The following is a 21366-nucleotide window of genomic DNA, read 5'->3' on the forward strand; positions in this document are numbered from 1 at the left end:
CCGACCGCGCCGAGCCCATTGAGCTGGCCGCCGCCATCGACCAGCGCCTGCTCCAGGGGCTGTCTGACGGCTGGCGCTACGATGCGCTGCCACCCGACCGGGAGGCGTTTCGGCTGGGTTTGGGGGGGCTAAATCAAAGCGCGGAGCTGCTCCACGGCCGCGGCTTTCTGGAATTGGCGCCCGAGCAGCAGGACGCGGTGCTCCACGCCGTGCAGGCCGGCTCCGCCCCCGGCGACATCTGGCAGACCGTGCCTGCCCCCCGCTTCTTCGAGGAAATGCTGGCCGAGATGACCGAAACCTACTATGCCCACCCGCTGGCCCAGGAAGAAATCGGCTACGTGGGAATGGCCGACGTACCCGGCTGGGCGAAAATTGGCCTCAACGAAAAAGAAGACCGGGAGCCGGAAGAGCGGTAAGATGGTGAAGTTGTGAAACGGTGAGTTGTTCTGCTGCCTTTGTCGGCGTATGACGAACGATTCACTTCTCACCCTGCTGCCACCTCACCACCTCACCATTTCACAATTTCACCACATGCCCGACGAAGAAACGCTGGAAGAAGGGGTACTCGACCCCGTGAAGCCCGAAGTGCAGGACCCGCTGCTGCAAAGTATCCTGGCCGAAGCGGCCGCCCCTACGGCCCCAACTGAGCTGGAAGAAAAGCTGGAAATTCCGGTGACGCCCGACGAAGTCGACTGCGTGGTTATCGGTACTGGCGCCGGCGGGGCCCCGCTGCTGGCCCGGCTGGCCATGGCCGGCCTGAAGGTGGTGGCGCTGGAAGCCGGCCCCTGGCACGACCCGAAGAAAGACTTCGCCACCGACGAAAAAGCCCAGGAGTTTCTGTTCTGGAACGACGAGCGGCTGTCGGCGGGCAAAAACCCGCTGGCCTACGGCAAAAACAACTCTGGCACCGGCGTAGGCGGCTCCACGCTGCACTACACGGCCTACACGCCCCGCCCCCAGCCCGCCGACCTGCACCTGCACCGCGACTTCGGCGTGGGCCAGGACTGGCCCTTCGGCTACGAGGAGCTGGAGCCCTACCTGGAAGAAGTAGAGCAGTTTCTGGGCGTTTCGGGGCCCACTCCCTACCCCTGGGGGCCCGCCCGTCGCAAAGGCTACGCCCTGGCTCCGCTGCCCCTGAACGGCGCCGCCCAGCTCATGCAGCGGGGCTGCGAAAAGCTTGGTATCCGCACCTCGCCGGCGGCCAACGCGGCTTTGTCGGCGCGCTACTACCAGGAGGGCGTGGGCTGGCGCGAGGCCTGCACCAACCGCGGCTTCTGCCAGGCCGGGTGCAGCACCGGCGCCAAGGCCAGCATGGACGTCACGTTTCTGCCCCTGGCCGTGGCCCACGGCGCCGAAATCCGGCCGGGCAGCTACGTCACCGAAATTGAGCGCGACGCCTCGGGCCGCGTGACGGGCGTGGTGTACCAGCAAAACGGCACGGAGCTACGTCAGCGCTGCCGCCACCTGTTTCTGTGCGCCGGCGCCATCGAAACGCCGCGCCTGCTGCTGCTCAACGAGCTGGCCCTCAGCAGCGGCCACGTCGGCCGCAACTTCATGGCCCACCCCGGCGTGCAGGTGTTCGGCACGTTTGAGGAATCGGTGCGCCCCTTCAAGGGCATTCCTGGCGCCCTGATTTCGGAGGACACCCACCGGCCCAAAGGTGCTGATTTCGCCGGGGGCTACCTGCTGCAAAGCATTGGCATCATGCCCGTCACGTTTGCCGGGCAGGTGGCCCGGGGCCGGGGCTACTGGGGCGAAAAGCTGCGGGCCTACATGCGCCAGTACAACCACGTGGCCGGCATCAACATCCTGGGTGACTGCCTGCCCGCGGCCGAAAACTTCCTGGAACTGGCCGAGGAGAAGGACGCCCGCGGACTGCCCAAGCCCCGGCTGCACTTCACCACCCAGCCCAACGAACAGCGCCTGAGTGACCACGCCGAGAAACTGATGCGCCAGATCTGGGAGGCCGCCGGGGCCACCGATATCTGGTCGTTTGCGCGCAATGCCCACGTTATCGGCACGGCCCGGATGGGACTGAGCGGCGACGACGCGGTGGTGGATGCCAACGGTCGGGCCTTCGACGTGCCCAACCTCTACATCTGCGACAACTCCGTGTTTCCGAGTGCGCTGAGTGTAAACCCGGCCCTAACAATTATGGCCTTGAGCTTGCGCACGGCCGACAAATTCCTGGAAAACCTCAAGTAAAGCGCAACCTCCCGTCCGTCTTGCGCGAGTTCGGGATATAACTACATGGCTATGGCTAAGAGCTTTTTAACCCAGATTAAGGACCGCTTCGGCGAGGGCGGCTACGCCGGGGATGAGTACGGCGGCGCCGGCGGCAAGGACGGCAGCGGCCTGCCCACCGGCGAGGCCGGCAACTTCATGTTTGCCACCGGCATCGAGTGCTCTTACCCTACCATCGACCACGGCAAAACCCGCCGCGACCTGCTGGCCGAGTGCGACCATTACGGCCGCTACAAGGAAGACCTGGGCCTGGTGAAGGAAATGGGGCTGAAGGTGCTGCGCTATGGCCTGCCCTACTACAACATTCAGAAGGCCCCGGGTAAGTACGACTGGGAGTTTGCCGACCTGGCCATGGCCGAAATGCAGCGCCTGGGCATCACCCCGATTCTGGACCTGATGCACTTCGGCGTGCCCGACTTTATCGGCAACTTTCAGAACCCGGAGCTGCCCGTGCATTTTGCCGAGTACGCCGGGGCCGTGGCCAAGCGCTACCCCTGGGTGCGCTACTACACGCCCGTCAACGAAATCTACGTCACGGCCAAGCTCAGCGCCAAAGACGGGGTCTGGAACGAGCAGCTGAAGTCCGACAAGGCCTTCGTGACGGCGCTCAAGCACACGGTGGCGGCCAGCATCATGGGCACCCAGCAGATTGCCCAGCACCGGCCCGACTGCATCATCGTGCAGAGCGAGTCGGCCGAGTTCACCCATGAGCTGCGCGCCACGCACACGCCCGCCATCCAGATCGAAAACAAGCTGCGCTTTCTGGCCCTGGACCTGCTCTACGCCCACCACCCCGACGCCGAGGTGCTCAACTACCTGCTCGACAATGGCCTGACCCGGCGCGAGTACGACTGGTTTATGGCCGGGGAGCCGCCGGGCTACCAGATTATGGGCAACGACTACTACGGCCGCAACGAGAAGGTAGTGCTGCCCGACGGCACCTGGCAAACCAGCATGGACATTCTGGGCTGGTACAACATCACCCACGACTACTACCAGCGCTACCTCAAGCCGGTGATGCACACCGAAACCAACGTCTTCGAGGCCAACGAAGCCCCGGCCTGGCTCTGGAAGCAGTGGGTCAACATCCTGCGCATGCGTAAGGAGGGCGTGCCGGTGCTGGGCTTCACTTGGTATTCGCTCATCGACCAAGTCGACTGGCACATCGGGCTGGGCGAAAAGCTGGGCCGCGTCAACGCCTGCGGGCTGTTTGACCTGGACCGCAAGCCCCGCCCAGTGGCGGAGGCATACAAGATGCTGCTCCAGGAATACGGTCAGATTACTATCGTGCCCCACGGCGAGCTGTTTGAAGTAACCCGCAAGCCGGCCACGCTGAAAGTGGAAATCTAGCGTTTCGCTCTTTCCCGAAGACGATAGTTTATTGCCGGAATGCAACCTCCGCGCCGCGGCCGCGCTCATGTAGATGGCCGTGGCCGTGCTTTCTTATTCCTCTTACCTAATCTGGTTGCCTTATGAAAAAGCTAGTATTCTACCTTGTATTGAGTGGATTGTCGGCGGCCAGCGTGAGCTGCCAGAAAAACGACGCCGTGGAAGCCCCGGCCCCCGCGACGCTGGAAACGGACTGGGAATGGACCTCCAGCGTGGGCGGCATCACTGGCAAGCAGATTACCACGCCGGCTACCACGGGCGTCACCAGAAAGTACGTGTTCCGGGCCGACGGCACCTTTATTCAGTACGACAATGGCCAGGAAGTGCAGCGCGCCACCTACGTGCGCGGCCAGGGCACCAGCTTGCTCTACAACGACCAGCGCGACATTATTACGGTCAACTACCGGATTGTGACTCCCTCGGGCACCCTGGAGCATTCGATGCGCTACTTGGTAGACCGGTTGTCTTCCGCGGAGCTAGTGCTGCGGGAAGATGTGTTCGATGGGTTCCTGCTCACGTTCCAGAAGAAATAACTGCCCACCCCGATACGCAAAAATGCCAGCTCCCCCCGAAGCTGGCTTTTTTGGTGCCCGAAAAGCAAGGCGGCCTCTACACCGCGGCCGGGGCGTGCTGGGCGGGCATCTCGGCGTCCACACCCAGGCCCTTGGCCACGGCCATACCCAGGCGGATGTCGGCGCGGAACCAGTGACAGAGCTGACGCTGGATGATGAGGTCCTTCTTCGGGCCCTCGATGCCACTCATGGCCCCCACGATGTTGTCGATGAGGTTTTTTTGGGCCTGGGCATCGAGTAGGCGGAACAGGGTGCCGGGCTGGGTGTAGTGGTCGTCGTGGCCGGGACCCTCGTTCCGGTCGTAGCGGGCCGCGAAGCCGTCGAGGGCCTGGGCCGGCTCGCCCTGGCTCTTGTCTTCCACCGGGCCGTCGAAGGAGTTGGGGAAGTAGTTCGGACCGGGACCGCCGTTGTCGCCGAGGGCCATGCGGCCGTCGCGCTGGTAGTTGGAGAAGCCAAACGGGCAGGCATTCACCGGCAGGTGCTCGTAGTTGGCGCCGAGCCGGTAGCGCTGGGCATCGGGGTAGCTCAGAATACGGCCCTGGAGCATCTTATCCGGCGAGTAGCCGATGCCGTCCACCACGTGAGCGGGGGCAAACGCGGCCTGCTCCACGTGGGCGTGGTAGTTGTTGGGCACTTCATTCAGCTCCATCACGCCCACTTCCTGGAGCGGAAACTCGCCCTGGGGCCACACCTTGGTCAAATCGAACGGGTTCCAGCGGAAGTCCCGGGCCTGCTCCTCGGTCATAGTCTGAACGAACATCTTCCAGCGCGGAAACTGGCCGTTGTCAATGGCGTCCACCAGGTCGTGCTGGGCGAAGTCAGCGTCTTCGGCCTTCATCAGGCGGGCCTCCTCGTCGGAGAAGTTTTTCACGCCCTGCTCGGTGCGGAAGTGAAACTTGATCCAGGTCCGCTCATTGGCCGCGTTGATGAAAGAGAAGGTGTGGGAGCCGTAGCCGTGCATGTGGCGGTAGCCGTAGGGCGTGCCCCGGTCCGACATCAGAATCGTGACCTGGTGCAGGCTCTCCGGGTTCAGGCTCCAGTAGTCCCACATCATTGTGGGGCTTTTGCGGTTGGAGCGGGCCTCGCGCTTCTGGGTGTGGATGAAGTCCATGAACTTGAGCGGATCCTTCACGAAGAACACCGGCGTGTTGTTGCCGACCAAGTCCCAGTTGCCGTCCTCGGTGTAGAACTTCAGGGCGAAGCCGCGGGGGTCGCGCTCCGTGTCGGCCGAGCCTTTTTCGCCGCCTACGGTGCTGAAGCGGGCAAACATGCGGCACTGGTTGCCGACCTTCCCGAACAGCTTGGCCCGGGTCAGGTGGGTGATGTCGTGGGTGACGGTGAACGTGCCGTAGGCGCCCGAGCCCTTGGCGTGCACCACCCGCTCCGGAATCCGCTCCCGGTTGAAGTGGGCCGACTTCTCGTGCAGGAAATAGTCCTGGAGCAGCAGCGGCCCACGCGGCCCGGCCGACTGGGTGTTCTGGTTGTCAAAAATCGGGCGGCCCGCGGCCGTTGTCAGCTTCTTGGGTTGGGTGGATTCTTCCATGGTAAACAGCGGGTGAGGTAAAGAAAGAAGGACTGCCAGCTCCGGTACCGGCCAATCGGCGGGCTTAGCTGGGCTCAAAGGTTGAGCTTGCGTAGTTATAATGAAAATCGATAATTGTGATAAAGGTATAGAGCTTGTTTATATTGCGCCATGACTTTGCAGCAACTCGAATACCTGGTGGCCCTCGACAGCCACCGGCAGTTTGTACTGGCCGCCGAAAAATGCTTCGTCAGTCAGCCGACGCTCAGCATGCAGGTGCAAAAGCTGGAGGAAGAGCTGGGCTTGCTGCTCTTCGACCGGACCAGCAAGGGCCTGCAGCCCACCGCCGCCGGGGCCAAAGTTGTGCTCCAGGCCCGGCAGGTACTGCGCGAGGTGCAGCAGCTGCGCGAAGTGGTGCAGCTCGAGAAGGGCGACGTAGTGGGGGAGCTGCGCCTAGGCATCATCCCGACCCTGGCGCCCTACCTCGTACCGCTGTTTCTGGTCGAGCTCGTGGCGCGCCACCCCCAGCTGCGCGTGCACGTCGAAGAACTGCAGTCGGCCCAGATCATGCAGCGCCTGAAAGACCACACCCTCGATGTCGGCCTGCTCGTGACGCCCCTCGACGACCGGAGCCTGCGCGAAATTCCGGTGCTAGAAGAGCCGTTTCTGGGCTACGTTTCGGCAGGCCACCCGCTCTACCAGAAAGCCGAGCTGCACCCCGCCGACCTCGACGCCGAGGGGCTCTGGCTGCTGCAGCAGGGCCACTGCTTCCGCCACCAGGTGCTCAACCTCTGCAATCCGCCGGCCCCGACGGCGGCCCGGCCCTACACTTACGAAAGCGGTTCCATCGAAACGCTCAAGGAGCTGGTGCGCCGCACCCACGGCTACACCCTGGTGCCCGAGCTGTCGGTGCAGCAGGAGCTGGATAGTCCGATGGTGAAGCGCTTTGCCGCGCCCGAGCCGGTGCGCGAAGTGAGTTTGGTGGTGCACCACGGCTTCGTACGGCTGCCGTTGCTGCACACCCTGCGCGACGTCATTCTGGCCAAGCTGCCGCCTCAGCTGCAGGTGGGCCGGGCGGGGCAGAAAATTCGGTGGAAGTAGCAGACTTTTCGGCCGGCCAATGGTTGAGGTTGGAGCCGCGCCGCTACCGGGCGGCGGCCTTACCTGTATCCGTCCCATGTCCGCTGCCCCGCTCACCTTCGTTTGTCTGCACTATTGGGCGGGTTCCGGCCTCGAATGGCAGGCCGTGGCCGCCGAGCTGCCCACCGACCTCGCCGTGCTGGGCCTCGATCTGGGCGGCTTCGGCGAAGCGCCGCCACCAGCCGGGGGCTACTCCGTGGATGCTTACGCCGACCAGGTGGAGGAGCAGATCCGGGCCCGGCACTTGAGCAATTACGTATTGGTGGGCCACAGCATGGGTGGCAAGATGGCCATGGCCGTGGCGGCCCGGCAGCCCGCGGGCTTGGTCGGGCTGGTGTTGCTGAATCCGTCGCCGCCCAGCCCCGAGCCCATGACCGACGAAGACCGGCAGGCCAGCCTCAAAGCCTGGGGCAAGCGCGCTGAGGCCGAAAAAACGTTTCGCAAGATTGTGACTCTGCCCGTGCCGGAAGCGGCCCACCAGCAGATTGTGGCCGACAGCCTGCGCAGCACCAAAGCGGCCTGGGAAGCCTGGATGCGGCACGGCAGCCGGGAAAACATTGTGGCCCGCCTGGCCTGCCTGCAGCTCCCCTGCCTGATTATTGCCGGCGCCTCCGACCCGATTATGTCGCCCTCGGTGCACGGGCTCGAAACCCTGCCCCACCTGCCCGAAGGCACGCCCCTGGCCATCCTGCCCGGCGCCGGCCACCTGTTGCCCTACGAAGCGCCCCAGGACGTGGCCCGGTTGCTGCGGGAGTTTGCCTCCCAGCGCCTGCCCGAGCCAGCAGTAGCCAAAGCCGCCCCGGTCAAGTCCCAAGCCGCCTCCGCCAAGTAGCTAGGGCGCTACTACAACAAAGAGGTTGACGTTCCAGGCGCGCCAGTAGCGCCGCCCGAACGTCAACCTCACTATTTCACCAGCTCACCATTTCACCACCTAGTCTAGGGACCGGTCGCGGAAGAGCACGTAGCCGATGTGGGCAAACACGCCGAACTGGTGGTTGGGGTCGTCGTAGCGGATGAACTGCAGGGCCGCGGGGCCGACGGGGGTCTGGTACACGAAGCCGGTCATGGCCGTGAAGTAGGGACGGCTAAAGGTGGGGCCGCGCCCGGCCAGCAGCTCGTTGCTAGCCTGCCGCTCGAAGGGACGCACCATCAGGTGCACGTAGGCTTCGGTGCGCCATTCCAGGGAGCCCACAATGGCCCGCACGTAGCGCAGGCCGGTGGCGGCGTAGGCCGTGCCGCGGTAGCGGTCCAGAAACAGGGTGCGGGAGTCGGGCAGGGGCAGAAACACCGGCGACATGGTCAGGGAGGCGCGGTAGGTGGCAAACTCGCCCTGGGTGGTGGCAACGGCCTGGAACATGTAGCCCCAGGCGTTGACGCGGCTGCCCACCGAGTCCACTTTATTGAAGGTGAAGTACTGCTCATTGAACAGGTCAACCTTCACAAACTGCTGGTTACGGGTCAGCTTGGATAGGCCGACGGCGGTGGAGCCGGGCTCGTAGGTTTCCTGGGCCGTCACGCCGCGCAGGGTCAGCTCCACCCGCCGCCCGCTCACGGCGTACTGCCGGCGGTTCAGGGAGTTGCGCTCAAAGCGGGCCGCGGCCGTGATACCGTCGAGCCGGTCCTGGTCGAGGATGGCGTTAGAGCTGATGTCGGCAGTGTTGGCGTACCGGTCGCGGTTGGTGAACACGCCGCCCGTCAGGGTGTAGCGGCTGCGAAAATTGGGGCTGAGGCCCACCTGCAACTCGGCTTTCACGTCGCGCTGCTGGAGCTGAGTGTTCTGGGCCGAGGAGCCTAGCAGGCCGCCGGTGTCCTGGTAGTTGAAGTTGTTGAACGTGACCGTGGGCTCGAAGTACAGCGGCGTGCGGCCCGGAATGCTGAGCCGGAACGAGCCCCGGGCCCCGTTGTAGAAGCGCCCGATGGTGGCGTCAGCCTTCACGGTGTAGAGGTAGCGGTTGAGGTAGCGGTAGGCCAGGCCCAGGTAGAAATTGCTCATCGAGCGGGTCGAGAGCAGCACGCCCAGGTCGGTGGTCAGGTTGCTGTTCTGACGCGCGTCGATGCCCAGCACGTAGCCCTTCTGCTTCTGGTCGTAGCGGATGCGCGGGTACACGTTGTTGAAGAAGTCGTTGTTGACGAGGCGGTAGTAGCCTTCCTCAATGTCGCCGGGGGAGTAGCTGGAGCCGTTTTTCTGGAAAAAGCGGCGTACGAAGTCCTGCTGCTGCCGCGGCAGACCCTGCACGGTTATCTGGCTGAACTCCGGCTTGGGGGCCCGGTTCTGAAACTCCCGGCGGCGCTGCTGCAGGGCCAGCGTGTCTTCGCGGCGCGGAATCCGGCTCAGCGCCAGGTCGAGCTTACGGTCGGCGGCCTGCTCCCCGAGCTGAATCAGCTGCTTGACCTTGCCGAAGTCGGCGGCCGTGATGTCGCCGAGGGTGGGCTGGATGAAGATGCCGTTCTTGCCCACCGATACGGTATCGGCCACGTTGGAACCCAGAAAAATCAGGGTGCTGGTCAGCAGTTGGTCGTCCTTGTCCTTGGGGTATTTGCTGAAGGCCACGTCGCCCACGTTCACTCCGATGATGATGTCGGGCTTAAATTCCTGGCGCATCACGCCGGTGGGGAAGTTGTCGACCACGGCCCCGTCGAAGAGGTAGCGGCCATCGAGGCCCCGGATGGGGCGGAATGCCAGCGGAAAGGCCATGGAACTGCGCACCGCGTCCGACAGGGAGCCATTGCGCTGCACCACCTTTTCGCGGGTGAAGATTTCGGAAGCCACGCTGCGGTAGGGCACCATCAGCTTGTCGAAGTCGTAGCCGGAAATGGCGCCGGCCGGAGCCAGCATGGTGGCCAGCACGTAGTTCAGCGTCACGTCGTTGACCAGCTTGGGCGTCACGCGGGTTTTCAGGGTCGAGTCGACGGCCAGGCGCAGGTGCAGGGCCGCGGGCGTAGGCTCGGCGTCGTAGTAGTTGTAAACTTTGTCTTCCAGCGGCTGGCCCGACACCCAGTTTTGGAAGTCGGGCTTAACCACGATTTCCTCGATTTCCCGGGGCGAGTAGCCCGCCGCGTACAGGGCCCCCACGATGGCGCCCATGCTGGTGCCGACGATGTAGTCAATCGGAATCCGGTTCTTTTCCAGCACTTTCAGCACGCCGATGTGGGCCAGGCCCTTGGCGCCGCCGCCACTGAGAACAAGGCCCACCTTCTGGGCCGAAACGGGAGAAATGGAAAAGACCGAAACCAGCAGGAGCAGGAGCCAGCAGTAGAGTTTGCGCATAGGTGGGAAAGTAAGGCCCCGAACAGGGCAGCGGCTTTCCTACGCAAGGCGCAAGGGGGAGTTGCGCCGGATATAGCTCAACCGTAATATAAACCCGATTCCCGGCCACCGGAGCCCGATCAGGGTGCCGGCGGCAGGGCCAGGGCAGCATGAAAAATGCCGTCTTGTTCGCTTAGCCGGAGGGTAGTGCCGTGCAGCTCGGCCAGGCGGCTGCTCAGCCACAACCCCAGGCCCGCCCCCTCGCTGAGCACGTCGGCCTGGTAGTAGGCAGTGGTCAGGCGGGAAAGGTCGCCGAGGCTGGCGCGCACCGGATTGGTGACCGTGAGCGTGGGCCAGCCGGAATCCGCGGCGCAGTCCACGGTTACCGTCACGGCCGCGCCGGCGGGGGCGTGGCGCAGGGCATTTTCCAGCAGGTTGAGCACGATGGTAGTCAGCTTGTCGGCGTCGGCCTGCACCCGGAAGCCGGGGGCATTTTCGTCGATGTGCAGGAGCAGAGGGCGGCCGGCGGCCCGGAAGCGGGGCAGCAGCCGGTCGGCGAGGCTGAGCACCAGTTCCTCAAAAGCCAGGGGCTGAAGGGTGAGAGGCAACGCCCCGGCCCGCAGCCGGCTCACGAGCAGAAAATCGTCGACCAGCCGGCTCAGGCGGCGAATTTCGTCCTGGTGCCCGGCGAGCTGGACGCGGGCGGCGGCGGGCAGGTCGGGGGCCTGCGCAGCCACGCTGAGGCCGGTTTGCAAAGTGGCCAGCGGGGTGCGCAACTCGTGGGCGGCGGCGGCCAGAAAGTTGTCCTGGAGCTGGGCCCCCTCGCGCAAGCGGGTCAGCAGCTGGTTGAGCGTTTCGGCCAGCTCCTGCACCTCGTCGCCGGTGGCGGGCACGGGCAGGGACGCCAGTTCCGCGCTGCTGCCCATGCTCCGGGCCTGGCGGCTGATGCGGCGCAGGGGCCGCAGAGCCACCCGGCTCAGCACCGGGGCCAGCAGCCACGCCAGTAGCAGACTGCCCGCCGCGGCCGCCGCCAGCCCGGCGCGCACCTGGGCCAGGGCGTGGTTGAGGGGGGCGGCCGGATGGGCCAGCCAGAGCGTAAGCTGGTCGTCGGGAAACAGGCCGGGGCTGCGGGCCACGCGCACCTGCCGCCAGCCCCGGGCGCGGGAGTGGGGCCAACGGGCCGAGCGGAACAGCTCCAGGGCCGGCTGCCCGGGCCGCTGGTAGAGCACGCGCATGGTTTCGCCGGTCTGGTCGGGCAGGGGCAGCACGGGCAGGGCTCCGCTCAGGTCGGTGCGGGCCAGCAAGAGGGCGGCGCGGGCCCGAAGCCGGTCGTCGTCGGCGGCCGTGAGCAGGGTGCGCAGCCGCCGGTACTGCCAGCCTCCGCCCAGCAGCGTCGTCAGCAGCACCACGGCCGTGAAGGCAAGCAGCAGGTGGGCGCGCAGGGAGGCGGGGCGGAGCATTTTCGTTGAGTGCTGAATGTTGAAGGCAAACGGAATGGCGTTCTGAGCGAAACAGAAACGTCGCGCGTGCTGCCGCTGGATTACCAATCATACGGCAGCACGCGAGATTCCTCGACAAGCTCGGAATGACGTTCCTTTTCCAGCATTGCGGTTCCTTAACCTGGTTCACATTCTTAGTTCTTAATCCGGTACCCGTGGCCGACGACGGTTTCGAGCAGGGGCGGAAGCTCAGGAAAGGCTTTGTCAAGTTTGCGGCGGAGCTGGGAAACATGCACCTCAATGACGTTGGAGCCCATATCGAAGTCTACTTCCCAGACTTTCTCGGCAATGCGGGTTTTGGGCACCACCCGGCCGGCGTTGCGCAGCAGCAGCTCAAGCAGGGCAAACTCGCGGTTGGTGAGGCTCACCGGCTGCCCGGCCCGGGTCACGGCGCGGTGCAGCGGGTCCAGTTCCAGGTCGGCCAGGCGCAGGGGGGCGGCCCCGGGCTGGGCCCGCTGCCGGTCCACGGCGCGCAGGCGGGCCAGCAGCTCGTCCAGCTCGAAGGGCTTGCGCAAATAGTCCACGGCACCCGCGTCGAGGCCGCGAATGACGTGGGTGGTGTCGGCCAGGGCGCTGAGGATGATGACGGGCACGGCGGCGAGGCCAAACTCGCGCAGGTTGCGCAGCACGTCGAGGCCATTCTGCCCGGGCAGCATCATATCGAGCAGAATCACGTCGTAAGCCGTGGTGGCGGCCCGCTCCAGGCCCTCGGGGCCGCTGTGGGCCACGTCGGCCACGTGCCCGGCCTGGCTCAGGCCCTGCTGCACAAAGCTGGCCAGCCGAACCTCATCTTCAATCAACAGAATGCGCATACCGCTCAGCTACGAAAAAACGGATAGGTGGGGTCAGGAGCAGAAAAAACGACGCCATGCCGCGGCCTCGCCCAGCATGACGTCGTTCTTTTACCAACTGCTAGTGCACTAGGTACTGCACGCCGCCCACGGTCAGGGTCTGGGCGTGGACGCGGCGTACGTCGGTGGCGGCGACCATGCCTTCGCGCAGGGTGAGGGCCGAGCCGGTGGCCTGGACCGTTTCACCCACCTTGAGCTTGTCGCCGAGCTGAATGGCCACGTGGGGCGGCAGCAGTAGCAGGGTGTTGTCGGTCAGCACCAGGCCCCGGACCTGGCCTCGGTCGTCACGGCGCAGCTCACTGATGCGGCCGTTCCAAGTGGTGGCCGCCGGCGCCGTGGCCTCCGGGTCGCGCGGCCGCTCCGGGCGCTGCATCAGCAGGGGTGTGCTACCGTTTTGCACGCTCACCAGCTCCAGACGGGCGGCGGGCTGGGCAGTGGCGGTACCGGCTTCGGCAGGACCCCGGCGGCCGGCCACGGCCCCGAAGCTGATGGTCTGCCCCGGCTTGGCGGCGGCCATCACGGCCTTGGCCATGTGCAGGGGAAAGTGAACAGTCGTTTCGGTGCCGTTGAGCGTGGTCACGAAGCCGTCGTACAGGCCTTCGGGGTTGGTGACGTAGCGAGTCAGAGTGCCGCTCAGGCTTTGCACGGGTTGCAGGGCGCGGTCTTCGCCGGGGCGGCCTGGGCCGGCCGGGCCGTGGGGACCTTTGCCGTGGGGTCCGCGGCCGGGGACGGGCGGCGGGGGCGGGGTGCCGTCGGGCAGGGCCGGGGCGGCCGCCCCCGCCCCCGCCGCCGCGGCCGACTTGGCGGCGCTGCGCTTGGTCTTGGTTTTAGTGGTCGTGGTGGTTTGCTGGGCCAGGGCCGGGCCGGCCAGCAGGGCGGCCAGGGTCAGGACACTCAACGATTTGGGGGAGAAAAACATGGCAGTGAGTCGGTAAGCCCGCGGGGTTGTTCCCGAAGGATGCTACAAAGCTGCGCCCCCGCCCTGAGGCCGGCCTGAAGACCGGATTAATTTTTCTTCAGGTGCGCAGCGCCGCTAGGGCTTGCTGCCCGGGCCGGCCGCCAGGTGAGCATTGTACTCCGTGATGATGGCTACCAAGTTGCGGTAGTGGTAGTCTTTCTCCTGCCGGGCTACTTTCTGCGCCAGCTCCGGGTAGCCCATCAGTAACTGGCTTACCTGGGCGTTGAACATGCCCCGGTCTACTTCGGCCAGCGCGCCGCCGCGCCGCCGAATGAAAAAGTGGCTGTTGGTGTAAGGAATAGCCGTGTGCAGCATGGCGCCGGGCACCGGGATGGGCAGCGGGGCCCGCTGCTGCTCGGCCTGCAGAAACAATTCTACGGCCCCGTCCGCCACCCGCTCGGCCAGAATCTTTGGCTTTTTCGTGCCGACCAAGCGCATCGTTTCAAAGTAATACGGACCCGCTGTCATGCTGAGCACGTCTTCTACTTTGGCCGTCTGCCGGGGTGGGGTGGGCTTGCGGTTGGGCAGCCGGAAGTAATAATTAAACGGATAGTCGATGCCCGGGTACTGGGTGGGAATGGGCAGGTAGGCCTGGATGGCGCGGCCGTCGGCGAAGCGCAGCGTGCCCCAGCCGAAGCTCAGGGTCTTGTCGATGACGCAAAACGTGGTGTCGGCGGCGGGCGTAGGGGCCTGGGCCCGGGCACCCAGGGACAGGACTGCCAGGGGCAGCGCATAAAAAAGCTTGGTCATCAAAAGCAAGAATAGAAGGCGAAGTATCGGATAAGGGCCAGACTTTCGGCACCCATAAAGCTACGCCCCACCGGCCAGTTGCCGGCTTACCACTTTTTGAAGATGACGTAGACGGCGGCAATCAGCAGCCCGAAGCCCACGAGGTGGTTCCAGCCCAGCTTGTCGGTCTTGAACACATACACGGCGCAGAGCGTGAACACAGACAAAGAAATGACCTCCTGAATCACCTTGAGCTGAAACAGGTTGAAGGGCCCGCCGTTTTCCTCGAACCCGATGCGGTTGGCCGGCACCTGAAACACGTACTCGAAAAACGCCAGCCCCCAGCTAATCAGAATCACGCCCACCAGCCCCAGCCCGTGCAGCCAGGTGATTTTCTTGAACTGCAGGTGCCCATACCAGGCGAAGGTCATGAACAGGTTGGAAATGGTGAGCAGCAGAACGGTGTAGAGGGATTTCATGGAGCAAGAGGATGATCGGCGCTACTGTTTGCGCCGCAAGGCATACGGCAAAAGCTGAACCATTGGACTACTTGCACGCAAAGCGAATACCTTCGATAGGTTTATAGTTCTTCTGATTCGCTCTCCAAGTCAATGCGTCAGGCTAGGTTCAAGGCTGTTAAGCTGCTGCGGAAATGGATGTTGAAGCATCATTCAGCTTCGGCGCTGAATAAACAGGTTTTAACCGACTATTCCGGGGTAGCTCAGATAACGCTGGGCGGCTTTGCGTATGATGAAAGCGGATTTCAGTACGCAACCAAGTCAGGTGTAGGGTATCATAAGTGGACGGACCTCGAAACGGCCTTCGGCTACAAAGTAGACCTGTATACCACGGACGAAATCTGCCTGGACCTGTTTTTCAGCAAGGAAACGCGCCTGACGCTCACAGAGTCAACGCCTGGCTGGTATCAATTCTTGGATAGGCTAGCTGAAAACATACCCTCAGTTCCTCGTGAGTGGAACCTGAAAATAGCAGCTCCAGCCTTTGAAATACAATTGACGCTGCTTTTCGATAAGGCCGGGAGAAATCAGGAGCAGGCCGAAGTAGCTTGCTACAAGGCGTAAGGTCCCAGAGAATCCTCAGTCCTCGTGCCCCGGTACCGCCGCCTGGGCCGGCGCATTCCGTAGCTCCAGGGCCTCCCGGGCTAGGCGCTTTTTCTCGCTTTCGGAGGCGGCCTGGGGCAGCTTGTCGAGGTCGGGCTGGCCGGCGTCCACCCAGCAGGTGTACCAGTAGGAACTCACCAGGTGCACGGCCAGCCGCAGCTGCCGCTCCACCTGCCCGTTGAGGCGCTGGTGGTACTCGGTGGTAAAGTCGCGGGAATAGACGCGCACGGTGGCGTTGCCGCGCTCCTCGAAGCCGTACTTGCGGTCCTCGGAGAACTTGCCGGTCAATTCTTTCTCGAAGCGCAGCACCGAGTCGAGGGCGGCGTGGGAGCGGCCCACGGTCTGCCAGATGGTTTCGGTGGGCTTTTCCAGGTAGGTGGGGGCACCCACGAAGAAGTCATAGCCACTGCTGAGCACCTCGGGCAGGCGGCTTTCCCAGAACCCGTGGATGCCGCGCTGCCCCGAAAACTGCCCGTTGTAGTTGCGGGTAGTGTGCAGGGGCACGCAGGCGTCGGCAATGTAGTGGCCCATGTCGGCCGAGAGGCGCAGGATGTTGTCAGCGTCGCGGGTGCGGAAGGCCTCGGTGAGCTGGTACTTCATGCGCGCCACCTGCCAGGGCACAATGCCGTGGCGCAGCAGCGAGTCCTCGCCGTAGCGGGCCACGGCGTCAGTCCAGCTGTGGGGCAGGCGGGTCAGGGCCGAGTCGCCGTAGGCATCCACGTCGAGGAAGTGGCGCGGGGCCTCCCCGGGCACCACCGACCGGCGGGAATCGGGCCGGGTGGCGTTTTCGGTCAGGTAGTCGATGTTGGTTTTGTAGAACCCGACCATTTCGGGCGGCAGCGTAAACACGGCCAGCCGGTTGATGAGCCGGTGCCCGAAAAAGCCCCAGGCCCGGGGCTGGTGGGGCAACAGCACTAGCAGGCCCAGCAGGCCGAAGAGTAACGATTTTCTCATAAGTAAGTAGTTGATAGGTACTGCCAATAAGTAAATTCAGCGGGCTCCGAAGGTAAAGAAAAACTCGTCTGCCCGACCACTGCGCAGCAGCCCGACAGACGAGTTTAGCAATTAAGCCGGTGGCGCCTAGCGCCGGCCCTGGCCGACGAAGCGCATGCGGTAGTCGGCGTTCACGTCGCCCTTGGTAATGCGGGTGAGCTTGCCCTTGATGAGCTGCTTTTTAAAGCCCGAAATCAGGTCCGTAAACAGCACGCCTTCCAGGTGGTCGTACTCGTGCTGAATCACGCGGGCCGTCATGCCCGAAAAGGTGTCTTCGCGCTGGACGCGGTTTTCGTCCTCGTAGCGAATCACGATGGTTTCGTGGCGGTACACCATCTCGCGCACGCCGGGAATGCTCAGGCAGCCTTCTTCAAAGCCCCATTCCTCGCCGGTTTCACTCACCATCACCGGGTTGATAAACGCGCGCTTGACGGGGGCCTCGGTGGGGTCGAGCTCCACTTTTTCGCCGTCCTCGTCTTCGTCGTCCATCATGGGCGTCGAGTCAATCACGAACAGGCGCACGCTCTTGCCGATCTGGGGCGCGGCCAGCCCGACGCCGCTGGCGTGGTACATCGTGTCGTACATGTCGGCAATGAGCTGCTGGAGCTCGTCGGCGGGCATCGTGGCGGGAATGTCTTTGGCGTGGGCTTTCAGCACCGGGTCGCCAAAGGCTACAATGGGGTAAATCATCGGGATTCGAGGAAGGATTGCAAAATCAGGGCGGCACTCACCCGGTCGACGGTGGCTTTGTCGCGGCGGTCTTTCTTGGACAGCCCTCCGGCCAGCATGGCGGCGTGGGCCATGCGGGACGTGAACCGCTCGTCTATCTCGTGCACGGGCAGCTCGGGCAACTCCCGGCGCAGCGTACGGATCAATCCGACGACGGCGCTAGTTACGTTGGTATCCTCGTTCAGCAAGGTGCGGGGCATTCCCACGACCAGGGCCTCAAGCGGATCCTGCTGGTGGTATTTTTTCACGTAGGCCACTAAGTCTTGGCTGTGAATGGTTTCCAGCGGGGAGGCAATGAGCTGGAGCGGGTCCGTCACGGCCAGCCCCACGCGCTTGTTGCCGTAATCGATGGCAAGAATTCGGCCCATTGCAAAAGAGAAAAGAAAAGACAACTACGCCGCGCCCGGCACGGGTGAAGGCTGCTGCCCCAAAGATACGACAGCAGAAGGAAAGGTGAATTTGCTCCGGGCCGCCGGGCCACCCGGTCGTCGTTTTCTGGCGCCCAAACCACCGGGAGATTAACGTTGGGTATCTTCGTAAAATCATAAAATTATCTTTCACTTATATTTTTATATAAGCTGTTTTCGGCGTCTTTTATTTGGGTAAAAGCGGCCAAATATTGCGTTTAATAAATAATAAATTGCACTGTTATTGGAAAATTGATATGCTCAGATGTATGGCTTGGTTTTCTTGGAAAAGTTTCAATATTTTTGAAGGATTACTTTTCCCCAAGGCGCGTAGTATCGACTGAACTAGTACTGTCTCAACTGCTTATGACCGACGAGCCGAACGAAGCTCCGACGCTGCTTCCTGCTGTTGCCCCTTCTCCGGCCCCGCGTACCTCGCGAGTCCAGATCCGGCAGCCGCTGCTTTTGGCGCTGGTGCTGGCCTGCGGTGTGCTGCTGGGGGCCAACCCCTTCCGCCCGTCGGAGCAAAACCCCGACGGTACCGCCCGGGGCTACCTAAAGTTCAAGGAAATCCTGAGCTACGTCGACCGCGACTACGTGGACTCCGTGGACGCCGAAGCCCTGTCCGACTACGCCATTACCCGCATGCTGGAGCGGCTCGACCCGCACTCGGTGTTCATCCCGGCCAAGCAGCAGCAGGCCTCCGCCTTTCTGCAAAGCGACTTCGACGGCGTGGGGGTGGAGTTCAACCTGTTTCACGACACCGTGACGGTGGTTTCGCCCCTGAGCGGCGGCCCCGCCGAGCTGGCCGGCCTGCAGCCTGGCGACCGAATCCTGGCCGTAAACGGCGAGGCCGTGTCGGGCGTGCACATCACCAACGAGCAGATGTTTGGCAAGCTCCGCGGCCCCCGCGGCAGCAGCGTGCAGCTGCTGGTGAAGCGCCGCCACCAGTCGAAGCCGATGAGCGTGGCCGTCAACCGCAACCGGATTCCCAACTCGTCGGTGGACGTGGCCTACATGATGGACAACGAAACCGGCTACATCAAGGTGAGCCGGTTTGCCAGCGGCACCTTCGACGAGTTCAAGCAAGCCCTCGGCGACCTGAAGCGGCAGGGCCTGACCCGCCTCGTGCTCGATTTGCGCGGCAACCCCGGGGGCTACCTCGACCGGGCCACCAAGCTGGCCGACGAGTTTATCAGCGGCACCAAGAAAATCGTCTACACCGAAGGTAAGGGCGACCAGTACGACACCCAAACCTATTCCCGCACCCTGGGCGAGTTTGAAGACGGCCCGCTGGTGGTGCTCGTGGACGAAGGCAGCGCCTCGGCTTCGGAAGTGCTGGCCGGCGCCCTGCAGGACCACGACCGGGCCTTGGTGGTGGGCCGGCGCACCTTCGGCAAGGGCCTGGTGCAGCAGCCCATTGCCCTCAACGACGGCTCGGAGCTGCGCCTGACCATTGCCCGCTATTACACGCCCTCGGGCCGCTCGATTCAGAAATCTTACCGCGGCGGGGTGGCCGACTACGAGAAGGAGCTCAGCCAGCGCATGAAGCACGGCGAGTATTTCCACGCCGACAGCATCCACTTCGCCGACTCCTTGCGCTACCGCACCGCCCGGGGCCGCACCGTGTACGGGGGCGGCGGCATCATGCCCGACCTGTTCGTGCCCCGCGACACGTCGGCGTACTCGGCCTACTACACCCGCCTGCAAAGCCACAACCTGGTCCGGGAATTTGCCCTGAACTTCTACCAGGACCACCGCGAAGAGCTTGAAGCCCTGCGCTTTGAGCAGTTCAACGCCACTTTCCGCATTTCCGACGCCCAGCTCCAGGCCTTGGCCGCCAAAGCCAGCACCGACGGCATTCCGGCCGACGCGGCCGGCCTGCGCCGGTGCACGGCCGTGGTCCGCAACCAGCTCAAGGCCCACATTGCCCGCAGCGCCTACGGCAAAACCGCCTACTACCAAGTCTTGCGCGAGCAGGACCACGAGCTCCAGCAGGCCTTCCACGCCGTTACGGACGGCAACGCCTCCCTGATGCAGGGCATTACTCTGAAGCAGGAGTAAAACAGGAACAAGATGATAACAAAGAAGGCCGAAACGTGCGTTTCGGCCTTCTTTGTTCATACCACGGGAGCTGACGGATTGGTTTACTTCTTGCCGCCGGTCAGGTCCTTGTACAGAAACTGCTTGTCGACGCTGGCGAAGGGCTGACCGTCGACTTCGGCGTAGGGGTAGATGAAGTAGTTAAGCGGGGAGCCCTGCTGCTGCGGGTTCAGGGTCAGGTCGCGGCCCCGGGAGAATTCCAGCCGGTTTTCGTCGTGGGCGCCGAAGAAGTAGGTGCGCTTCGACGGGTCCTTGGCCGCTTCGGAGGCATCGACGGGCACCCAGCCGGTTTCCTTGGTGTAGAACTCGGCCCAGCAGTGGTAGCCTTTCACCTCGCCGGTGCCGCGCTCGGCGGGCAGCGGGAAGCCGATGCTGAAGCGGGCCGGGATGTTCAGCGCCCGGCAGTAGCCGATAAACACGGCGTGAAAGTCGGTGCAATTGCCGCGGCGGGCGTCGCAGGCGTAGTAGATGTCGCCGCGGCCCCAGCCCTGCCCGGTCTTGTCGTACTTGACGGTGCTAACCACGTGGTTGTAGATGGCCTGGGCCTTTTCCAGATCCGTTTTGGCGTTGGCCTTAGCTACCACTTCCTGGGCCCAGAGCTTGATTTTGGGGTCCAGGGGCACCAGGTTGTCGGGCTGAAGCCAGCGCTGCATGTTGGGGTCGGCAGCTTCCTTGGGCGCCTTGCGGGCCGGCTCGGGGCTCAGCATCGGGTTGACGTGCTCCCGCCGCTCGGCCTGCACTTCCATCGTGACCGAAAAGCCGGCCGGCTGCGGGTCTTTCACTTTGAGGTGCAGCACCTTGTTGCCATACTGCCCGGTCAGAATTTCGTAGGGATAGGGCGAGGTAATCTTCAGGCTATCAATTTCCTGCGACTTGTCGGGGTGGGGTACGGGCAGCCAGAGGTCGAGCTGCTTGGCGCCGGCGGGCAGGTCGTGCACCTTGGCGGTGTAGTCGAACGAGAACGTGCGGCTTCGCAGGGGCGCGGCGGCCGGGGCTTTGTCGGAAGGGGCGAGGCTGCCGGCGGCAAAGGCCAGCAGCAGGGGCCAGGTGAGAGCGGGGAAGAGCACGGAAGTAGAGAAAAAGTAGACAGCAGCAAGCCGGGCGGCTAACCAATTGGGCCGCAAGGTACAGCGGTTTTGCCGGCCGCCGGAAAGGTGGCCGCAGTTGTTGGCAACACACGGGAAGGCGCGGGAGTGCCCGCCGGGAGTTATTTAGTCCGGCCGCCCCTCGGCTTAGAGCGCCAAGGCGGCTTGCAGCCGGGCGGTTTCGGGGCGCAACTGGAGAATAATCTGGTCGAGGCCCTGCCGGACGCACTGTAGGTACAGAACCCGGTCGGGCTGGGTGTAGTTGGTGGAGCTGTAGAGGCTGGCGGTAGCTTTGGCCTGGCCCTGCCCCCGGTACGAGCCCAGTAGTTCCCGCTTCAGGTTGAGCACGTCGAGCTGCACATCCACCACGTACTGGTAGCGGGCCCAGGGAAAGCCGAACAGGTTGAGCCCGCCCAGTGTCAGGCCCGACACGGCGGCGAAGCCCAGCCCGGCGCGGGCACTGACGCGGCGGGTGCGCAGTACCAGAAAGCCCCGGGGCTTGCCGTAGGGCTCGGTCAGCACCTCACGGGTTTCGCGCTCAAAGAGCGTGCGCACGTCGGTGGGCACGGCCATTGGGTCGAGGCTGAGCGCGAGGCGCTGGCTCTGCACTTCGGGCGTGAGCGTGGGCAGGCGACTTGCCAGGGTTTCAGCGGTGGGATTGAGCAGGCCGGGGTCGAAGGCGCGGCAGCTGCTTAATAAGGATAAGGTCAGCAGGATAGCGGATTTTCTCATGCCGTTAAAGATACCAGTTGGCCGCATTCCGGTTGTGCCGGCTAA

Annotated in this window: 20 protein-coding genes; 8 read left to right on the forward strand and 12 right to left on the reverse strand. The window is 63.9% G+C overall.

The window, feature by feature from the left end:
- From EWM57_RS15800 to EWM57_RS15815, 4 genes are all read left to right on the forward strand, one after another.
- A partial coding sequence (locus EWM57_RS15800; protein WP_129922127.1) for a gluconate 2-dehydrogenase subunit 3 family protein occupies positions 1-416 on the forward strand: 416 nt, incomplete at its 5' end.
- A 49-nt stretch (positions 417-465) separates the two neighbouring features.
- Positions 466-2205 (forward strand): GMC family oxidoreductase, encoded by a 1740-nt coding sequence (locus EWM57_RS15805; RefSeq protein ID WP_242510101.1) that lies wholly within the window; start codon positions 466-468, stop codon positions 2203-2205.
- Between the two features lie 51 nt (positions 2206-2256).
- Positions 2257-3594, forward strand: a complete 1338-nt coding sequence (locus EWM57_RS15810) for a family 1 glycosylhydrolase (protein WP_129922128.1) — start codon at positions 2257-2259, stop codon at positions 3592-3594.
- A gap of 122 nt (positions 3595-3716) precedes the next feature.
- Positions 3717-4166, forward strand: coding sequence for a cyclin family protein (locus EWM57_RS15815; RefSeq protein ID WP_129922129.1), 450 nt, complete (start codon positions 3717-3719; stop codon positions 4164-4166).
- 76 nt (positions 4167-4242) lie between these two features.
- Here EWM57_RS15815 and EWM57_RS15820 read toward each other — a convergent pair whose 3' ends face one another.
- Positions 4243-5748: a catalase gene (locus tag EWM57_RS15820; RefSeq protein WP_129922130.1), complete on the reverse strand. Its 1506-nt coding sequence runs from the start codon at positions 5746-5748 to the stop codon at positions 4243-4245.
- 150 nt (positions 5749-5898) lie between these two features.
- On the opposite strand from EWM57_RS15820, the gene EWM57_RS15825 reads away from it, so the two are divergent.
- Complete coding sequence (locus tag EWM57_RS15825; RefSeq protein WP_129922131.1) at positions 5899-6828, forward strand: hydrogen peroxide-inducible genes activator; 930 nt, start codon at positions 5899-5901, stop codon at positions 6826-6828.
- Positions 6829-6904: 76 nt separating this feature from the next.
- Positions 6905-7699, forward strand: a complete 795-nt coding sequence (locus EWM57_RS15830; RefSeq protein WP_165370543.1) for an alpha/beta fold hydrolase — start codon at positions 6905-6907, stop codon at positions 7697-7699.
- Positions 7700-7798: 99 nt separating this feature from the next.
- On the opposite strand, the gene EWM57_RS15835 is transcribed toward EWM57_RS15830, so the two are convergent.
- The 6 genes from EWM57_RS15835 to EWM57_RS15860 all read right to left on the reverse strand — a co-directional run bounded on the left by EWM57_RS15835 (position 7799) and on the right by EWM57_RS15860 (position 14630).
- Positions 7799-10135, reverse strand: coding sequence for a patatin-like phospholipase family protein (locus EWM57_RS15835; protein ID WP_129922133.1), 2337 nt, complete (start codon positions 10133-10135; stop codon positions 7799-7801).
- A gap of 119 nt (positions 10136-10254) precedes the next feature.
- The gene (locus tag EWM57_RS15840; protein WP_129922134.1) at positions 10255-11574 is read right to left on the reverse strand and encodes a sensor histidine kinase; all 1320 of its coding nucleotides are present in this window, start codon (positions 11572-11574) and stop codon (positions 10255-10257) included.
- Between the two features lie 173 nt (positions 11575-11747).
- Positions 11748-12425 (reverse strand): response regulator transcription factor, encoded by a 678-nt coding sequence (locus EWM57_RS15845; RefSeq protein WP_129922135.1) that lies wholly within the window; start codon positions 12423-12425, stop codon positions 11748-11750.
- A 100-nt stretch (positions 12426-12525) separates the two neighbouring features.
- Positions 12526-13383: a hypothetical protein gene (locus EWM57_RS15850; RefSeq protein WP_129922136.1), complete on the reverse strand. Its 858-nt coding sequence runs from the start codon at positions 13381-13383 to the stop codon at positions 12526-12528.
- A gap of 114 nt (positions 13384-13497) precedes the next feature.
- Positions 13498-14172 (reverse strand): hypothetical protein, encoded by a 675-nt coding sequence (locus EWM57_RS15855; RefSeq protein WP_129922137.1) that lies wholly within the window; start codon positions 14170-14172, stop codon positions 13498-13500.
- An 86-nt stretch (positions 14173-14258) separates the two neighbouring features.
- Positions 14259-14630 carry a DMT family protein gene (locus EWM57_RS15860; protein WP_129922138.1) on the reverse strand — a complete coding sequence of 124 codons (372 nt, stop codon included), beginning with the start codon at positions 14628-14630 and terminating at the stop codon, positions 14259-14261.
- A 132-nt stretch (positions 14631-14762) separates the two neighbouring features.
- On the opposite strand from EWM57_RS15860, the gene EWM57_RS15865 reads away from it, so the two are divergent.
- Positions 14763-15233, forward strand: coding sequence for a hypothetical protein (locus EWM57_RS15865; RefSeq protein ID WP_129922139.1), 471 nt, complete (start codon positions 14763-14765; stop codon positions 15231-15233).
- Between the two features lie 15 nt (positions 15234-15248).
- Here the strand turns inward: EWM57_RS15865 and EWM57_RS15870 are convergent, their stop codons facing one another.
- The 3 genes from EWM57_RS15870 to ruvX form a co-directional block, all read right to left on the reverse strand.
- On the reverse strand, positions 15249-16226 hold the full coding sequence (locus EWM57_RS15870; protein WP_129922140.1) for a zinc dependent phospholipase C family protein: 978 nt from the start codon (positions 16224-16226) through the stop codon (positions 15249-15251).
- Positions 16227-16352: 126 nt separating this feature from the next.
- On the reverse strand, positions 16353-16955 hold the full coding sequence (gene def / locus EWM57_RS15875; RefSeq protein WP_129922141.1) for a peptide deformylase: 603 nt from the start codon (positions 16953-16955) through the stop codon (positions 16353-16355).
- Positions 16952-17362 carry a Holliday junction resolvase RuvX gene (gene ruvX / locus EWM57_RS15880; RefSeq protein ID WP_129922142.1) on the reverse strand — a complete coding sequence of 137 codons (411 nt, stop codon included), beginning with the start codon at positions 17360-17362 and terminating at the stop codon, positions 16952-16954. Before ruvX ends, def begins: the two co-directional genes overlap by 4 nt.
- A 405-nt stretch (positions 17363-17767) precedes the next feature.
- Here ruvX and EWM57_RS15885 point away from each other — a divergent pair, with 405 nt between their 5' ends.
- Positions 17768-19465 carry a S41 family peptidase gene (locus EWM57_RS15885; protein WP_129922143.1) on the forward strand — a complete coding sequence of 566 codons (1698 nt, stop codon included), beginning with the start codon at positions 17768-17770 and terminating at the stop codon, positions 19463-19465.
- An 83-nt stretch (positions 19466-19548) separates the two neighbouring features.
- Here EWM57_RS15885 and EWM57_RS15890 read toward each other — a convergent pair whose 3' ends face one another.
- Positions 19549-20571: a transglutaminase-like domain-containing protein gene (locus EWM57_RS15890; protein WP_242510102.1), complete on the reverse strand. Its 1023-nt coding sequence runs from the start codon at positions 20569-20571 to the stop codon at positions 19549-19551.
- Between the two features lie 165 nt (positions 20572-20736).
- The gene (locus EWM57_RS15895) at positions 20737-21321 is read right to left on the reverse strand and encodes a hypothetical protein (RefSeq protein WP_129922144.1); all 585 of its coding nucleotides are present in this window, start codon (positions 21319-21321) and stop codon (positions 20737-20739) included.
- Between the last annotated feature and the right edge of the window lie 45 nt (positions 21322-21366).

Source organism: Hymenobacter persicinus, from assembly GCF_004167665.1.
Classification (GTDB): domain Bacteria; phylum Bacteroidota; class Bacteroidia; order Cytophagales; family Hymenobacteraceae; genus Hymenobacter; species Hymenobacter persicinus.

Excerpts from the sequence above, each read along its gene's own strand:
- EWM57_RS15860 (WP_129922138.1), bottom strand. The coding sequence starts at position 14,630 with ATGAAATCCCTCTACACCGTTCTGCTGCTCACCATTTCCAACCTGTTC.
- EWM57_RS15805 (WP_242510101.1), top strand. The coding sequence starts at position 466 with ATGACGAACGATTCACTTCTCACCCTGCTGCCACCTCACCACCTCACC.
- EWM57_RS15830 (WP_165370543.1), top strand. The coding sequence starts at position 6,905 with ATGTCCGCTGCCCCGCTCACCTTCGTTTGTCTGCACTATTGGGCGGGT.
- EWM57_RS15810 (WP_129922128.1), top strand. The coding sequence starts at position 2,257 with ATGGCTAAGAGCTTTTTAACCCAGATTAAGGACCGCTTCGGCGAGGGC.
- EWM57_RS15865 (WP_129922139.1), top strand. The coding sequence starts at position 14,763 with ATGCGTCAGGCTAGGTTCAAGGCTGTTAAGCTGCTGCGGAAATGGATG.
- EWM57_RS15825 (WP_129922131.1), top strand. The coding sequence starts at position 5,899 with ATGACTTTGCAGCAACTCGAATACCTGGTGGCCCTCGACAGCCACCGG.
- EWM57_RS15835 (WP_129922133.1), bottom strand. The coding sequence starts at position 10,135 with ATGCGCAAACTCTACTGCTGGCTCCTGCTCCTGCTGGTTTCGGTCTTT.
- EWM57_RS15850 (WP_129922136.1), bottom strand. The coding sequence starts at position 13,383 with ATGTTTTTCTCCCCCAAATCGTTGAGTGTCCTGACCCTGGCCGCCCTG.
- EWM57_RS15895 (WP_129922144.1), bottom strand. The coding sequence starts at position 21,321 with ATGAGAAAATCCGCTATCCTGCTGACCTTATCCTTATTAAGCAGCTGC.
- EWM57_RS15885 (WP_129922143.1), top strand. The coding sequence starts at position 17,768 with ATGACCGACGAGCCGAACGAAGCTCCGACGCTGCTTCCTGCTGTTGCC.
- ruvX (WP_129922142.1), bottom strand. The coding sequence starts at position 17,362 with ATGGGCCGAATTCTTGCCATCGATTACGGCAACAAGCGCGTGGGGCTG.
- EWM57_RS15855 (WP_129922137.1), bottom strand. The coding sequence starts at position 14,172 with ATGACCAAGCTTTTTTATGCGCTGCCCCTGGCAGTCCTGTCCCTGGGT.
- EWM57_RS15870 (WP_129922140.1), bottom strand. The coding sequence starts at position 16,226 with ATGAGAAAATCGTTACTCTTCGGCCTGCTGGGCCTGCTAGTGCTGTTG.
- EWM57_RS15820 (WP_129922130.1), bottom strand. The coding sequence starts at position 5,748 with ATGGAAGAATCCACCCAACCCAAGAAGCTGACAACGGCCGCGGGCCGC.
- def (WP_129922141.1), bottom strand. The coding sequence starts at position 16,955 with ATGATTTACCCCATTGTAGCCTTTGGCGACCCGGTGCTGAAAGCCCAC.
- EWM57_RS15845 (WP_129922135.1), bottom strand. The coding sequence starts at position 12,425 with ATGCGCATTCTGTTGATTGAAGATGAGGTTCGGCTGGCCAGCTTTGTG.
- EWM57_RS15840 (WP_129922134.1), bottom strand. The coding sequence starts at position 11,574 with ATGCTCCGCCCCGCCTCCCTGCGCGCCCACCTGCTGCTTGCCTTCACG.
- EWM57_RS15815 (WP_129922129.1), top strand. The coding sequence starts at position 3,717 with ATGAAAAAGCTAGTATTCTACCTTGTATTGAGTGGATTGTCGGCGGCC.